The organism is Pseudoxanthobacter soli DSM 19599, from assembly GCF_900148505.1.
Taxonomy (GTDB): domain Bacteria; phylum Pseudomonadota; class Alphaproteobacteria; order Rhizobiales; family Segnochrobactraceae; genus Pseudoxanthobacter; species Pseudoxanthobacter soli.
In genome coordinates this window covers 99,152-114,202 of the sequence record NZ_FRXO01000006.1, presented here as the reverse complement: position 1 = coordinate 114,202, position 15,051 = coordinate 99,152, and the positions used below count along the sequence as shown (strand labels likewise).

Here is a 15,051-nt window from a genome sequence, read left to right as displayed (position 1 = left end):
GGGATATGCTCTAGCGGAAACCCGCCTCGGAGGCGGCCGCCGGGCTGTCCATGCCCTGATGCATGGGCATCATGTTGTGGTTCAGGTGGGTCATGATCCAGATCGATCCGATCACCACGAGCGCGACGATCAGCACGCCGAATGCCAGCGCCAGCACATTGTTGGTGTTGTCCGGCCCGGTGGTGAGGTGGAGGAAGAACACGAGGTGCACCCCCATCTGCGCGATGGCGAGCACCACCAGGGCCGACACGATGGCGGGCTCGTAGATCAGGCCGCTGCGGGCCACGGCATAGGACACGGCGGTGAGCAGGATGGCGAGGCCATATCCCACGAGGTAGCCGCGCAGCCCCGTCGCTGGCTCCGTGTCGCGGTTTTCGCCCGGGGCCATGTCGTCGAAATCCGCGGGGTGGTGGCAGGACGTTCGTTCGGTCATGGGCCGGCTCCCAGAAGGTAGACGAGCGTGAAGATCGCGATCCAGATGATGTCGAGGGCGTGCCAGAACAGGTTGAAGCAGTGCAGGCGCCTGAGAATGTCGGGCCGGAAGCCCTTCACCATCAGCTGCGCCATCATCGTGCCGAGCCACAGCAGGCCCAGCGTGACGTGGATGCCGTGGCAGCCGACGAGCGCGAAGAAGGCGGACAGGAACGCGCTGCGGCCGGGCCCGGCGCCTTCCGCGATCATCTCGGCGAATTCCTGCACCTCCAGGGCCAGGAAGGCGGCGCCGAACAGCCCGGTCAGCATCAGCCAGAGCTGAACGCCGGGCAGGTTGCGCCTCTGGGCCGCGAGGCTACCGATGCCGCAGGTGACGCTGGAGGTCAGCAGCAGCGCCGTCTGCAGCATCACGCGGGGCACGTCGAACAGCTCCGCCCCGCCCGGTCCCCCGGCGGTCTCGCCCGACAGCACCGCATAGGCGGCGAAGAAGGCCGAGAACATGATGATGTCGGACAGCAGGAAGATCCAGAATCCATAGGCGACGATCACATATCTCGACGCGGGCCCGCCCTCGCCGTGCCCCGTCGCGCTGTGGCCGTGACCGTGCCGCCTGTGGCCGAGGCGATAGGGATCCTCCCGGCCGCTGCGGATGTTCGGACGATCAGGCAGGGCTCCGGTTCCGGCGCTCATGCGGGCTCCTCCCCATGTTCGTAAAGGGCACGGCGGGCCTCGCGGCGCGGCCGGTCGATCCGCTCGACCTCCTCCGCCTCGATCTCGTACTCGCCGACGTCGCGCCAGGCGAAGGCGACAAAGATGACGTAGGCGCCGATCACCCCGAGCACGGCGAGCCACCAGATGTGCCAGATCAGGGCAAAGCCGATCATGGTGGTGAAGAAGGCGCTGGCGAATCCGGCCGGGCTGTTCTTCGGCATCTCGATCGGCTCATAGGGCTGGTCTTCCAGCACCTGTCCCCGGATCGCCCGCTGCTTGATCGTCCAGTAGGCCTCCTCGTTCTCGACGTGGGGCATGTGCGGAAAGTTGAACACCGGCGGCGGCGACGGCGTCGACCATTCGAGCGAGCGGCCGTCCCAGGGATCCCCGGTCTCGTCGCGCAGCGCGTCGCGGTGACGGATCGAGTAGAACAGCTGGCCGATCTGGCAGGCCGCGCCTGCGATCATCACGGCGATGCCGGCAACGGCGATGTTGAGCCAGCCCTGCCAGGACTCGACCGGAACATGCTGGAGCCGGCGGGTCATGCCCTGCAGGCCGAGCACGTAGAGCGGCACGAACACCAGGATGAAGCCGGCCAGCGTCAGCCAGAACGCCGCCTTGCCCCATCCCTCGTGAAGCCGGAAACCGAACGCCTTCGGGAACCAGTAGGTGTAGCCCGCGAACGCCCCGAACAGCACGCCGGCGATGATGACATTGTGGAAATGGGCGACCAGGAACATGGAGTTGTGCAGCACGAAATCGGCCGGCGGCACGGCGAGCAGCACGCCGGTCATGCCGCCGACGGCGAAGGTCAGCACGAAACCGATCGCCCACAGCATCGGAGTGTCGAACCGCACCCGACCGCCATACATCGTGAACAGCCAGTTGTAGATCTTCACCCCGGTGCCGACGGCGATGATCGAGGTGGCGATGCCGAAGGCGGCGTTGACGTTGGCCCCCGCCCCCATGGTGAAGAAGTGGTGCAGCCACACGGTGAAGGAGACGACGCAGATGAACAGCGTCGCCGCCACCATGGAGCGGTAGCCGAACAGCGGCTTTGACGAGAACGTCGAGAAGATCTCCGAGAAGATGCCGAAGGCCGGCAGCACGAGGATGTAGACTTCCGGATGTCCCCAGGCCCAGATGAGGTTCACGAACATCATCGGGTTGCCGCCGGCTTCGTTGGTGAAGAAGTGGAAGCCGAGATAGCGGTCCAGCGTCAGCATCGCGAGCGTGGCCGTGAGGATCGGAAAGGCCGCGACGATGAGGAGGTTCGCGGCGAGCGACGTCCAGCAGAACATCGGGATGCGCAGATAGCCCATGCCGGGCGCGCGCATCTTCAGGATCGTGGTGACGAGATTGACCCCCGTCATCAGGGTGCCGACGCCGGAAAGCTGGATCGCCCAGAGATAATAGTCGACGCCGACGCCCGGCGAGTAGTCGAGTTCCGAAAGCGGCGCGTAGGGCAGCCAGCCCGTGCGGGCGAACTCGCCGATCACCAGCGAGACGTTGACGAGAAGGGCGCCCGAGGCGGTGAGCCAAAAGCTCACGGAATTGAACGTGGGGAAGGCCACGTCGCGGATGCCGAGCTGCAGCGGCACGGCATAGTTCATCAGCCCGATCATGAACGGCATCGCGCCGAAGAAGATCATGATGGTGCCGTGGGCGGAGAAGATCTGATCGTAGTGGTCCGGCGGCAGGTAGCCCTCGCTGCCGCCGACGGCGACCGCCTGCTGGGTCCGCATCATGATGGCGTCGACGAAGCCGCGCAGCAGCATGAGCACGGCCAGCATGATGTACATCACGCCGATGCGCTTGTGGTCGACGGAGGTGATCCACTCGCGCCAGAGATAGGGCCAGTAGCCGCGCACGGTGACCCAGCCCAGCACCGCCGCCAGTCCGAGGAAGACGACCAGCGCGGCGATCAGCGGGATCGGTTCGTTGAACGGTATGGCCGACCAGTCGAGCTTGCCCAGCATGTTCAGCCGTCCTCGTGTCGGTGGTGGCCGGCGGCGGAAGTGCCGGTGCCGGAGGTTTCGATCGGGGGAACGGGATGCACGTCGGGCTCACCGCCACGGCCGGTTCCGGGCCCCGGTGCGGGCGGAAGGGCCTGGCGCACGATGGCGTCGAACAGCCCGGTCGGGACGCTGCCGAAGGTGAAGGGCGCGACGTTCTGGCTTTGACGGCTGAGGGCGGTGTAGGCCTGCGCGTCGAGAACCCGCCCGCCGGTCTTCACGCCGTCGGCCCAGGCCTCGAATGCCGGTGGCGCGACCGCACGCACCGCGAAGTTCATGTCGGGAAAGCCGGCGCCGCTATAGTGGGCCGACTGGCCGTAGAGCACCGCTTCCTTGTCGGCCTGGAGGTTCAACTCGCTCTCCATGCCGTTCATCGCGTAGATCATGGTGCCGAGCTGCGGCACGAAGAATACGTTCATCACGCTGGCCGAGGTCAGGCGGAACCGCACGGGCGTGCCGGCGGGAATGACGAGCTCGTTGACCGCCGCGATGCCTTGCTGCGGGTAGATGAACAGCCATTTCCAGTCGAGGGCGACGACCTGCACCTCGAGCGGCGGTCTGTCCGAGGCGAGCGGCCTGCGCGGGTCGAGGTCGTGCGAGCCGTAGTAGATCAGCCCGCCGATGAAGAGGATCGTCAGCGTCGGAATCGACCAGACGATCATCTCGATCCGGCCTGAATAGGTGAAGTCCGGGTCGTAGCGGCTCTTGCGGTTTGAGGCGCGGAACCACCAGGCGAACCACACCGTCGCGATCATTGTCGGGACGACGATCGCGAGCATCACCGCCAGCGCGTTGAGCAGAATCGTCCGGTTGCCCTGCCCGACCGGGCCGAGCGGATCGAGCACCCCGCCGGTGCAGTCCGTCACGGCGACGCCGGCCGGGCCGCTGGCGCACGAGTCGGCCGCGCGCTGGGGTGTTGCCTCGGGCAGGGACGGTCCGGCTTGCGAAGGCGGTCCCGATGCCGACGGCGGCGCCTGAGACGGCGGACCCGGTGTCGAGGGCGAGGCGGGCGGGGGCGCCGTCTGGGCGGCGGCCGGGGTCACCAGCCACGGGATGGATGCCGACGGGGTCGTCGCCGGGGCCTCGGTTCCGTCCAGCGTGTAGGCCAGCACATAGTCGCCCGGCTTGGTGCCGATGGAGCCGTGGCCGCCCGCGACGATCAGGACATATTGGCGGCCGTCCTGCATGTAGGTCATGGGCGTCGACTGGCCGCCGGCCGGCAGCCGCGCCTCCCACAGCTGCCGCCCGTCGGTGACGTCGTAGGCGCGGAAGTAGTCGTCGACGGCGGCGGCGAGAAAGGCGACGCCGCCCCGCGTCAGCAGCGGGCCGCCGATGCCGGGCACGCCGAGCTTGAATGGCAGCGGCAGCGGCGTCATGTCGTAGACGGTACCGTTCTTGTGCTTGTAGGCGATCTTGCCCGTCAGAAGATCGACGCCGGCGACGTAGCCCCACGGCGGCGCCTGGCAGGGAATATCCAGCGGCCCGAGGAACGGCCCCATATAGACGCCGTAGGGCGCGCCCTCGTTACGGTTCAGCCCCTGCTCGCTGCCCTTCTCGGCGCCTTTCGGCGGCATCTCCGCGGCGGGAACCAGCCGCGAGATGAAGGCGAGATAGGTGGGCATTGCGAACATGACCTGCCGTTCGGGATCGACCGCCACGCTGCCCCAGTTGAACACGCCGAAATTGCCGGGATAGACGATGGTGCCCTTCACGGACGGCGGCGTGTAGCGCCCTTCGTAGCGGTAGCGGTGGAATTCGATCCGGCATGCGAGCTGGTCGAGCAGCGTGATGCCCCACATGTCGCGCTCGCGCAGCGGCGGCGGCGAGAAGGTGAGATCGGAAAGGGGTTGGGTCGGCGCGCTGAAATCCTCGGGAATGGTGCCCCCCGGCGCCGGCACCTCGCGCACGGGGATGATCGGCTCGCCGTTCCGCCGGTCCAGAACGTAGATGTCGCCCTGCTTGGTCGGGCCGACGAGCGCCGGAACAACGGTCCCGTCGGGCCGCGTCAGGTCGAACAGCACCGGCTGGGCGGGGACATCCATGTCCCAGAGATCGTGATGGACGGTCTGGCGCACCCATCGCACCTGCCCGGTCGCGACGTCGAGCGCCACGATCGAGGAGGAGAAGCGTTCGACGGCCTCGCTGCGGCCCATGCCGAGCTGGTCGGGAACCTGGTTGCCGAGCGGGATGTAGACGAGGCCGAGGCCCTCATCGACGCTGAAAACCGACCAGCTGTTCGGGGAATTGGTGGTGTAGGTCTCGCCCGGCGCGAGGGGTGCGGTCTCATCGGGGTTGCCGGAATCCCAGTTCCAGAGCAGCGTGCCGTTGCGGGCGTCGAAGGCACGGATCACGCCGGACTGGGAATGGACCGAGTAATTGTCATTGACCGCGCCGCCGATGATCAGCCTGCCGTCGACGACGACCGGCGGCGAGGTGGAATAATAGTAACCGGCCGGGTTGTACTTCATGCCGGCTTCCAGATGCAGCGCGCCCTGATCTGCGAAGCCGGTGCACACCGCGCCGGTCGCCGCATCGAGCGCGATCAGACGGGCATCGGAGGTCGGCAGGAAAACCCGCGTCGCGCAGGGCGTTCCGGCTGCCGCCTCAGGATCGACCCAGTAGGTGACGCCGCGGCAGGTCTGGTGCTGCCGGTCCGGGTTGAGGCCGGACTCGGCGACATATTTCCACTTCTCGCGGCCGGTGCGGGCGTCGAGCGCGATCGCCCAGTTGTGCGGCGTGCACAGATAGAGCGTGTCACCCACCTTCAGCGGCGTGACCTGATAGGTCGTCTCGGAGACGTCGTCCGGCAGCTTGACGTCGCCCGTCTGGTACTGCCAGGCGAGCTTGAGCTGCGAGACGTTCTCGGCGTTGATCTGGTCGAGCGGCGAATAGCGCTGGCCGTAGGGCGTGCGGCCATATTGATGCCAGTCGCCGGCCGGGACGTTGCCGCCAAAGTTGGCCGAGGCGACGGCGCGCTGCGGCAGCGTGCCGGCCATGTCGTGGGGATCGGTCGTCATCGCATAGGCCGCGACGGCGATGGAGACCAGAACGGGCACCGCGAGCGGCCAGCGGTTCGGAAGACGTTCCGCCGCGCTACCGCTGACGAGCCCGCGCCGTATCCAGGGCGTCAGCAGCCATAGCCCGAACACGACGATGACGCCGCCTCGCGGGGCGAGCTGCCACCAGTCGAACCCGACCTCCCACACCGCCCAGACGATGGCGGCGAGCACGAGAATGCCGTAGGCCGCGAGCGCCGCACCCTTTCGGCGCCAGAGCAGGACGGCGGTGATGAGGAACATCACGCCGATGAAGCCATAGAACCAGCTGCCGCCGAGCGCGATCAGCCAGGCGCCGCCCGCGAGAATCGCCAGGCCGAACAGCGCAAGCGCGGCCGATGTGAGAACGATGATCATGGCATCCCTCGCTGCGGGCACCGCATTCCTGCGTTGCCGATGTGAGGTTCGCGCCGCGGCGCCGACGGAGCCGGCGGTTCACGCCGCATCGGGAATCAGTCCGACTGGTCGATCGCGTGGGGCGGGGGTTGCCCGGGCCGGTCGGGATCGGAGGCGCTGAAGGCATAGACGGCGATCGCCACGATCACCGCGGCGGCGAGAATCCAGAGCAGTCGTGTGCGGTGCATGGCCTCGCCCTTTCGTCAGCAAGCGCCCCAACCGTGCTTGTGCCGGAATGTTCCCGCTTCGGATCGTTTCCCGGCCGGCGACCGCGTCGCGCCGATGACGGGAAACGGTGCGGTCCCGGACCGGACGCCGCGGGGAACAAAGCTGCCGAAGCCCCGTTCGGTTGCCGAGAAGCGTCGTGAACCGGACGCCTCGAAGCGAGGACTCGGCGGTGAAAAGCATTCTTGTCACGGGTGGAGCCGGCTTCATCGGCCGGCATGTCGCGGAAGAGCTGCTGCGGCACGGCTATCGGGTGCGGGTGCTCGATGCCCTGATCGAGCAGGTGCACGGCGAGGGCCTCGCCGGCCTTCCCGACGGGGCCGAACTGGTCACGGGCGACGTTCGCGACCGGGCCTGCCTGGAAGAGGCGCTGCGCGGCGTCGAGGGCGTGGTGCATCTCGCCGCCGAGGTCGGGGTCGGCCAGTCGATGTACGAGATCGCGCGCTATGTCGGCGCCAACGATCTCGGCACGGCGGTCCTGCTGGAGGCGCTGATCCGCCATCCGGTGAGGCGGATCGTCGTCGCCTCCTCCATGAGCGTCTATGGCGAAGGCGTCTATACGACGGCCGACGGACGGCGCCTGGATCATGCCCGCCGCAATCCGTCGCGGATGCAGGCGGGCCTCTGGGATCCCGCCGCGGCGGATGGAACGCCGCTCGTTCCGGTCGCGACCGACGAGCAGAAGCCGGTCGATCTCGCCTCGATCTACGCGCTCACCAAATATGCCCAGGAATGCGCGGTGCTGATCTTCGGTCGCGCCTATGGCGTCGATGCCGTCGCGCTGCGGCTCTTCAATGTGTTCGGGCCGGGGCAGGCGCTTTCCAATCCCTATACCGGCGTGCTCGCCAACTTCGCCTCCCGCCTCGCCAACGGCAAGTCGCCGATGGTGTTCGAGGATGGCCACCAGAAGCGCGATTTCGTGCATGTCCGCGACGTCGCGACCGCGTTCCGGCTTGCGCTCGAACAGGAGGGCGCCCGCGGGCAGGTCATCAATGTCGGCAGCGGCCAGGCCTATTCCATCTCCGAGGTCGCCACCCTGCTCGCCAGCGCCATGGGTCGGCCGGATCTCGTGCCCGAAGTGCTCGGCAAGGCGCGCTCCGGCGACATCCGCCACTGCTTCGCCGACATCGCCAAGGCGCGCGATCTTCTCGGCTACCGCCCCGCCCACCGGCTGGAGGATTCCCTCGGCGAGATCGTCGACTGGGTGCGCGGCTCCGTCGCGGTCGACCGCGGCGCCGTGATGAAGCAGGAGCTCGAAGCCATGGGGCTCGTGTCATGACGCACCCCCTTGCTTCCGACAGGGCGTCCGCCGCGCCTGTTGCCGTGATCGGCGGCTGCGGCTTCATCGGCTCCAACATCGCCGACCGACTGCTGTCCATCGGCCGGCCGGTGCTGGTGATCGACAATCTGAGCCGTCCCGGCGTGGAGGAAAACCTCGCCTGGCTCGCGGAGCGGCACACCCGCCGCCTCGCCGTCGAACGCGCCGATGTCCGCGACGCGGCGGCGATGCGCACCCTCCTCTCCGGCGCGCGCGCGGTGATCCACCTCGCGGCGCAGACGGCCGTCACCACCAGCCTCGTCGATCCGGTGGACGACTTCGACGTCAACGCGCGCGGCACCCTCAACGTTCTCGAGGCGGTGCGGCTGTCCGGGCACCGCATCCCGGTCGTGTTCGCCAGCACCAACAAGGTCTATGGCAGCCTCGAAGACCTCGCCTTCGCCGAGCGCGATGACCGGTTCGAACCGGCGGACGCCGCCATCGCCGCCCGTGGGATCGACGAGACCCGTCCGCTCCAGTTCCGGACGCCCTATGGCTGCTCCAAGGGCGTCGCCGATCAGTACGTTCTCGACTACGTCGCGTCCTACGGGATCCCTGCCGCCGTGCTGCGCATGAGCTGCATCTATGGCCCCCGGCAGTTCGGCACTGAGGATCAGGGCTGGGTCGCGAACTTCCTTTTGCGCGCGCTGTCGGGCGACACGATCACCATCTTCGGCAGCGGCCGGCAGGTCCGCGATGTCCTCCATGTCCGCGACGCGGTCTCCGCCTATCTCGGCCTGCTCGACCGGATCGAGACGCTGAAGGGACAGGCCTTCAATCTCGGCGGCGGGCCGGCCAATGCCGTCAGCCTGCGTGCGGTGCTCGACGAGATCGCGACGATCACCGCGCGTCCGGTTCCCGTGCGCCATGCCGCGGAGCGCCCCGGCGACCAGCCCTATTTCGTCGCCGACACCGGGCGCATCGAGGCGGCGCTCGGCTGGAGGGCGACGATCGGCTGGCGCAACGGCATCCGCGATCTCGCCGCCTGGCTGATCCGCCACCGCAATCCGGCAGCCCGGCTGACCCGGGAGAAGGCCGAGGTGTGACGCGCTCTCTCCGCGCGGCGCACCGAAGCCCGGCCCTTGTGCCCACAAGCCGGCCATCAGGGGTGAGATGGCCTCCATCCGGTTCCGGGCCGTCTCGACCCCGCTTCCGCTCCCTGGCGTCCGTGCGCGGGGGGGAACACGCCAGACGCATGAAGAAGGCAATCCGCATGAAGCCGAGCGCGCCGCCCCGCCGCATCCTGATGACGACAGATGCCGTCGGTGGCGTCTGGCACTACGCCGCCACGCTGGCGCGGGAACTCGCGGCGGCCGGCGACACCGTCGTGCTGGCCGGCGTGGGGCCGCGGCCTTCGCGCGAGCAGTGCCGGGCGGCGGCGGCGTTCGCCATCATCGAGTGGGTGGATTCGCCGCCGGAATGGCTCGCCGCCGACGAGGCGGATGTCGTCGGTCTCGGCGCCAGTCTGGCTGCGCTCGCAAGGCGGCACAGGGCGGATCTCGTGCAGGTCAATGCGCCCTCCCAGGCCGTCGGTCTCGATGTCTCCTGCCCCGTCGTCGCCGTCTCGCACTCTTGCGCCGCGACGTGGTTCCGGGCGGTGCGGGGCGGCGAGGTTCCGCCGGACTGGGCGTGGCAGACGGAGCGAAACCGCCGCGGGTTCGCCCGCGCCGATATCGCGGTCGCGCCGAGCCGCAGCCATGCGGCCGCCCTGTCGGCCCTCTATGGCGACCTTCCCCGGCTGCACGTCGTCCACAACGCCGCCCCGCTCGGCCCACGGGCTCATGGCCGGGAGGACTTCGTGCTCGCTGCCGGCCGTTGGTGGGATGAAGGCAAGAACGCCCGCGCGCTGGATGCGGCGGCGGCGCGATCCCGCTGGCCGATCCTTGCGGCCGGGTCCGCGACGGGGCCGAACGGCACGCGGCACGATTTCCGCGAGGCGGTCGGGCTCGGCCCGCTGCGGAACGAGGACCTGCGGTGGCTGATGGCCCGCTGCGGCGTGTTCGTGTCGCCGTCGATCTACGAGCCTTTCGGCCTCGCGCCGCTGGAGGCGGCCGCCTCTGGCGCGCCGCTCGTCCTCGCCGACATCCCGACCTACCGCGAGCTCTGGGAGGGCGCGGCCCTGTTCTTTCCGGCGGGCGACGCCGCCGTTCTCGGCGAGACCCTGAACTGGCTGGCCGGCGACCGCCACGCCCGCGATGCGCTGGCGGATGCCGCCTTCGAGCGCGCGCAGCGCTTCACCGTCGCCGGGCAGGCCGCCGCGATGCGTGCGCTTTACGACCGGGCTGCCTTCACCGTCCAGCCTGCCTTGAGCTTCGCGGAGTGAATGTCCCATGCGGTTTGTCTTCTACACCCACTCGCTTGTCTCGGACTGGAACCACGGCAACGCACACTTCCTGCGCGGTGTGATGCGCGACCTCGTCGCGCGCGGCCACGACGCGCTCGCGCTGGAGCCCGAGGACGGATGGAGCCGCGCCAACCTTGTGCGCGATCAGGGCGAGGCCGCACTGGCGCGCTTCGCCGAGACGTTTCCGGAGCTGCGCTCGGCAGAATACGGACCTGATTTCGACCACGAGGCGGCGCTTTCGCAGACCGACGTGGTGGTGGTTCACGAGTGGACCGAGCCGGCCCTCGTCGGCCGCATCGGCCGGGCGCGCCGCGATGGCGGTCGCTTCACTCTGCTGTTCCACGACACCCATCACCGCGCGGTTTCCGAGCACGATGCCATCGCCGCCCTGCCGCTCGAGGACTATGACGCGGTGCTCGCCTTCGGCGAGGCGCTCCGGCAGCGCTATGTCGCCGCCGGCTGGGGGCGCGACGTCCACACCTGGCACGAGGCGGCGGACATCCGCCTGTTCAAGCCGGCGCCCGATGTCCGCAAGGAGGCTGACCTCGTCTGGATCGGCAACTGGGGAGACGGCGAACGCACCGCCGAGATCGCGGAATATCTGGTCGAGCCGGTCCGCGACCTCGACCTGTCCGCCACGGTGCACGGCGTCCGCTATCCCGACGCGGCGCTCGAAACGCTGGCGGCCGCCGGCATCTCCTTCCGCGGCTGGACGCCGAACGCCGAGGTGCCCGGATGCTTCGCGGCCCACCGCGTCACCGTCCACATCCCCCGGCGACCCTATGTCGAAAGCCTTCCGGGGATCCCGACAATCCGGATGTTCGAGGCTCTCGCCTGCGGCATCCCGCTGGTGTCGGCGCCGTGGGACGATGCCGAGGGGCTGTTCCGCCCGGGCACCGACTTCGTGTTCGCCCGCGGCGGCGAGGCCATGCGCGACACGCTGGAGGCGCTGCTCAACGATCTCGACCTGCGCCGTTCGCTCGCGGCCAACGGGCTCGAAACCATCCGCGCACGCCACACCTGCGCGCACCGCGTCGACGAACTTCTCGACATCCTGTCGCGCTGCGGCACCGCCGCGGTCGTCTCCGAACTCGCCCAGAAGGAGGCCGCGCAATGAGAATGGCGTTCTACGGATCGAGCCTGCTGTCGAGCTACTGGAACGGCGCGGCCACCTATTATCGCGGGCTCCTGAAGGCGCTGGCGGAACGGGGCTATCACATCACCTTCTACGAGCCCGACGTCTACGACCGCCAGAGAAACCGCGATATCGAGCCGCCGGACTGGTGCAGCGTCGTGGTCTACGAGGCCACGCCCCAGGGGCTCGTCGGTGTCGCCCGCGAGGCCGCCGAGGCCGATATCGTCGTCAAGGCGAGCGGCGTCGGCTACGAGGACGAGGCGCTGCTGCTCGAAGTGCTCCGCCATGCCCGTCCGGATGCCCTGACGGTGTTCTGGGACGTGGATGCCCCGGCCACCCTCGCCCAGCTTCGCCAGGAGCCGCACCACCCGCTCCGGCGCGTGCTGAAGGACATCGGCGTCGTCCTCACCTATGGCGGCGGCGATCCCGTGGTGCGGGGCTACCGGGAGATGGGCGCGGCCGAGTGCATCCCGATCTACAACGCGCTCGATCCGGCCACCCACCATCCGGTGCTGCCGGACGAGCGCTTCACAGCCGATCTCGGCTTCCTCGGCAACCGCCTGCCCGACCGCGAGGCCCGCGTCGAGGCGTTCTTTCTCGAACCCGCGGCACGGCTTCCGGATCATCGCTTCCTCATCGGCGGCTCCGGCTGGGACGAGAAGCCGATGCCGTCCAACGTCCTGCAGATCGGCCATGTCGGCACGCGCGATCACAATGCCTTCAATGCGGGCCCCCGCGCGGTGCTCAACATCAGCCGCGACAGCATGGCCAGCAACGGCTTCTCGCCCGCGACCCGCGTGTTCGAGGCGGCCGGCGCAGGCGCCTGCATCGTCACGGACCTGTGGCCCGGCATCGAGCGCTTCCTGAAGCCGGGCGAGGAGATTCTCGTCGCCCGCGACGGGCGGGACGTGGCCGAAATCGTGCAATCCCTGACCCCGGTCCGGGCGCGCGAGATCGGCGACGCCGCCCGCCGCCGCGTGCTGGCCGGCCACACCTACGCGCACCGCGCGGTCGAGGCCGACCGGGTGCTGCGGCGCCTTGCGGTCCGGCCGCTGGCGGAGGCCGCGCGATGAATGCCGGCCCCCGAAATCCCGACACCCGGAACATCGTCTTCATCGGTCTGTCGCTGTCGTCCTCGTGGGGCAACGGCCATGCCACCACATACCGGTCGCTGCTGCGCGGGCTCGCCGCACTCGGCCACCGCCTCACGTTCCTGGAACGCGACGTGCCGTGGTATGCCGCGAACCGCGATCTTCCCGATCCCGACTTCTGCGCCCTGCACTATTACCGCTCCGTCGACGATCTGACGGCGCACCACGGCCTTTTGCTCGCCACGGCCGATGCGGTGGTCGTCGGCTCCTACACGCCGGAGGGCATCGCGGTCATCGATGCCGTCGAGCCGCTGGTGGCGGGCGCGCTCTGCTTCTACGACATCGACACGCCCGTCACGCTCGCGGCGCTGGAGCATAACCCGTTCAGATCGGAAAGCGCTCTCGCCGGAGGCGCCTGCGATTATCTTGCCCGCCGGCAGGTCCCCTTTTTCGACCTCTATTTCTCGTTCTCCGGGGGGCCGAACCTCGATCGCCTGGAGCGGGAGTTCGGGGCCCGCCGGGCCGAGGCGCTTTATTGCTCGGTCGACCCCCTGCGTTACGCGGCGACGGGCGAACCGGTCCGCTGGGATCTCGGCTACCTCGGCACCTACAGCGCGGACCGGCAGCCAGCGCTCGAACGGCTCCTCATCGAGCCCGCGCGGCGGATGCCCGGCCGCCGGTTCGTCGTCGCCGGCCCGCAATATCCCGACACGATCGACTGGCCCGCCAATGTCGAGCGGATCGACCATCTGGCGCCCGACGAGCACGCCTCGTTCTACAGCCGCCAGCGCTTCACCCTGAGCGTCACCCGCCGCGACATGGTGGCTGCCGGCTGGTCGCCGAGCGTGCGCCTGTTCGAGGCCGCCGCCTGCGGGGTGCCGATCGTGACCGACCCATGGCCCGGCGTGGCCGACTTCTTTCCCCCCGGGCGGGCGATCCACGTCGCGGAGCGGACGGAGGATGTCTGCGCCCTCCTCGCCGGCGACGACGAGACCGCTCGGCGCGCGGTCGCCGCGGCGGCGCGTGAGATCGTGGCATCCGCCCACACCGGGGCGGCCCGGGCCCGGGATTTCCTCTCCGCGCTCGCTCCGCCGTCGTCGCCGGCGGAGAGCCACGCGGCGGCATGACGACCGGATATGCGGCGGCCGGCCGATCGCCGGAGCCGGAAGCGACGTGACTTGATCGCGATGAAGGGGCGTTCCAGCCCGGACCGCAGGAGGAGCGACATGCCGAAATCAACGATTGGACGCCCGGATACCGTTGTCGTTGCCGGTGGCGCCGGCTTTCTCGGCTCGCACCTGTGCGAAGCCCTGCTCATGGCGGGGCATCGGGTCCTCTGCGTCGACAATTTCCTGACCGGGACGAAGGCGAATGTCGAGGCCTTCGCCAGCCACCGCCGCTTCCGGCTGATCGCGGGCGACATCTGCCAGCCGTTCGATCCGGGGGAGCCCGTCGACCGCGTCTACAATCTCGCCTGCGCAGCCTCGCCGCCTCACTATCAGGCCGATCCGGTTCACACGATGCGGACGTGCGTCGTCGGCACGCTGAATCTTCTCGAACTCACCGAGCGCAACGGCGCGCGTTTCCTCCAGGCGTCGACGAGCGAGGTCTATGGAGACCCGGAGATTCATCCGCAGACTGAGAGCTATACCGGTCATGTCAACTGCACCGGCCCGCGTGCCTGCTACGACGAGGGCAAGCGCGCGGCCGAAGCGATGTGCTTCGACTATCTGCGCGCGGGCCGCGCCGATATCCGCGTCGCCCGGATCTTCAACACCTACGGTCCGAGGATGCACCCTCGCGACGGCCGGATCGTCTCCAACCTCATTGTTCAGGCACTGACCGGCCGCCCGCTCACCATCTACGGCGACGGCTCGCAGACGCGCTCGTTCTGCTTCGTATCGGATCTCGTCGAGGGCCTGATGCGGCTGATGGAAGTCGACCCGGCTCCGGACGGCCCGGTCAATCTCGGCAATCCCGGTGAGTTCACCGTCATCGATCTCGCGTCCATGGTGCTGGAAATGACCGGATCGCGCTCCCCGATCGTCTTCAGGCCGCTGCCGGAGGACGACCCGAAGCGCCGCCGGCCGGATATCGGCCTCGCCACGGAGCTTCTCGGCTGGCGTCCGGCCGTGCCGCTCCGCAAGGGGCTGGCCGCAACGATCCACCATTTCGCCCGCGAGGCCGTGCTGGAGGAGGGGGCGACAGTGCCCCCCTCCGCGCGCAAGCGGCGCAGGCCGGTGGCGGACGATGCGGCGCAGACGCAGGCCAGCGCGATGGGCTGAGCGAACGAAAACGCCCCGGCCGGGCAGGTGCCGGTCGGGGCGC

At 69.0% G+C, this 15,051-nt stretch carries 12 protein-coding genes and 1 pseudogene; 7 read left to right on the top strand and 6 right to left on the bottom strand.

Annotated features, from left to right (window positions below):
- Nucleotides 1–10 precede the first annotated feature (10 nt).
- The 6 genes and pseudogenes from cyoD to BUF17_RS23405 all read right to left on the bottom strand — a co-directional run bounded on the left by cyoD (nucleotide 11) and on the right by BUF17_RS23405 (nucleotide 6,798).
- Nucleotides 11–433 (bottom strand): cytochrome o ubiquinol oxidase subunit IV, encoded by a 423-nt coding sequence (gene cyoD, locus BUF17_RS15355; RefSeq protein ID WP_073630262.1) that lies wholly within the window; start codon nucleotides 431–433, stop codon nucleotides 11–13.
- On the bottom strand, nucleotides 430–1,122 hold the full coding sequence (cyoC, locus tag BUF17_RS15350; protein WP_073630260.1) for a cytochrome o ubiquinol oxidase subunit III: 693 nt from the start codon (nucleotides 1,120–1,122) through the stop codon (nucleotides 430–432). Before cyoC ends, cyoD begins: the two co-directional genes overlap by 4 nt.
- Nucleotides 1,119–3,122 carry a cytochrome o ubiquinol oxidase subunit I gene (gene cyoB, locus BUF17_RS15345; RefSeq protein WP_073630258.1) on the bottom strand — a complete coding sequence of 668 codons (2,004 nt, stop codon included), beginning with the start codon at nucleotides 3,120–3,122 and terminating at the stop codon, nucleotides 1,119–1,121. The genes cyoC and cyoB overlap by 4 nt, the downstream gene beginning before the upstream one ends.
- 2 nt (nucleotides 3,123–3,124) lie before the next feature.
- Complete coding sequence (gene cyoA / locus BUF17_RS23270; protein ID WP_280163326.1) at nucleotides 3,125–4,024, bottom strand: ubiquinol oxidase subunit II; 900 nt, start codon at nucleotides 4,022–4,024, stop codon at nucleotides 3,125–3,127.
- Between the two features lie 228 nt (nucleotides 4,025–4,252).
- Nucleotides 4,253–6,571: pseudogene (locus tag BUF17_RS15335) on the bottom strand (glucose/quinate/shikimate family membrane-bound PQQ-dependent dehydrogenase); the annotation flags it as partial.
- Between the two features lie 95 nt (nucleotides 6,572–6,666).
- On the bottom strand, nucleotides 6,667–6,798 hold the full coding sequence (locus tag BUF17_RS23405) for a hypothetical protein (RefSeq protein WP_280163274.1): 132 nt from the start codon (nucleotides 6,796–6,798) through the stop codon (nucleotides 6,667–6,669).
- 209 nt (nucleotides 6,799–7,007) lie between these two features.
- On the opposite strand from BUF17_RS23405, the gene BUF17_RS15330 reads away from it, so the two are divergent.
- The 7 genes from BUF17_RS15330 to BUF17_RS15300 all read left to right on the top strand — a co-directional run bounded on the left by BUF17_RS15330 (nucleotide 7,008) and on the right by BUF17_RS15300 (nucleotide 15,008).
- Nucleotides 7,008–8,114 carry an NAD-dependent epimerase/dehydratase family protein gene (locus tag BUF17_RS15330; RefSeq protein ID WP_073630256.1) on the top strand — a complete coding sequence of 369 codons (1,107 nt, stop codon included), beginning with the start codon at nucleotides 7,008–7,010 and terminating at the stop codon, nucleotides 8,112–8,114.
- The gene (locus BUF17_RS15325) at nucleotides 8,111–9,199 is read left to right on the top strand and encodes an NAD-dependent epimerase/dehydratase family protein (RefSeq protein WP_073630254.1); all 1,089 of its coding nucleotides are present in this window, start codon (nucleotides 8,111–8,113) and stop codon (nucleotides 9,197–9,199) included. The genes BUF17_RS15330 and BUF17_RS15325 overlap by 4 nt, the downstream gene beginning before the upstream one ends.
- 149 nt (nucleotides 9,200–9,348) lie before the next feature.
- On the top strand, nucleotides 9,349–10,476 hold the full coding sequence (locus BUF17_RS15320) for a glycosyltransferase family 4 protein (protein WP_244530905.1): 1,128 nt from the start codon (nucleotides 9,349–9,351) through the stop codon (nucleotides 10,474–10,476).
- 7 nt (nucleotides 10,477–10,483) lie between these two features.
- Complete coding sequence (locus BUF17_RS15315; protein WP_073630252.1) at nucleotides 10,484–11,614, top strand: CgeB family protein; 1,131 nt, start codon at nucleotides 10,484–10,486, stop codon at nucleotides 11,612–11,614.
- On the top strand, nucleotides 11,611–12,705 hold the full coding sequence (locus BUF17_RS15310; protein ID WP_073630250.1) for a CgeB family protein: 1,095 nt from the start codon (nucleotides 11,611–11,613) through the stop codon (nucleotides 12,703–12,705). Before BUF17_RS15315 ends, BUF17_RS15310 begins: the two co-directional genes overlap by 4 nt.
- Nucleotides 12,702–13,850 carry a CgeB family protein gene (locus tag BUF17_RS15305; RefSeq protein ID WP_073630248.1) on the top strand — a complete coding sequence of 383 codons (1,149 nt, stop codon included), beginning with the start codon at nucleotides 12,702–12,704 and terminating at the stop codon, nucleotides 13,848–13,850. The genes BUF17_RS15310 and BUF17_RS15305 overlap by 4 nt, the downstream gene beginning before the upstream one ends.
- Nucleotides 13,851–13,949: 99 nt before the next feature.
- Nucleotides 13,950–15,008 (top strand): UDP-glucuronic acid decarboxylase family protein, encoded by a 1,059-nt coding sequence (locus tag BUF17_RS15300; protein ID WP_073630246.1) that lies wholly within the window; start codon nucleotides 13,950–13,952, stop codon nucleotides 15,006–15,008.
- Nucleotides 15,009–15,051: the final 43 nt, after the last annotated feature.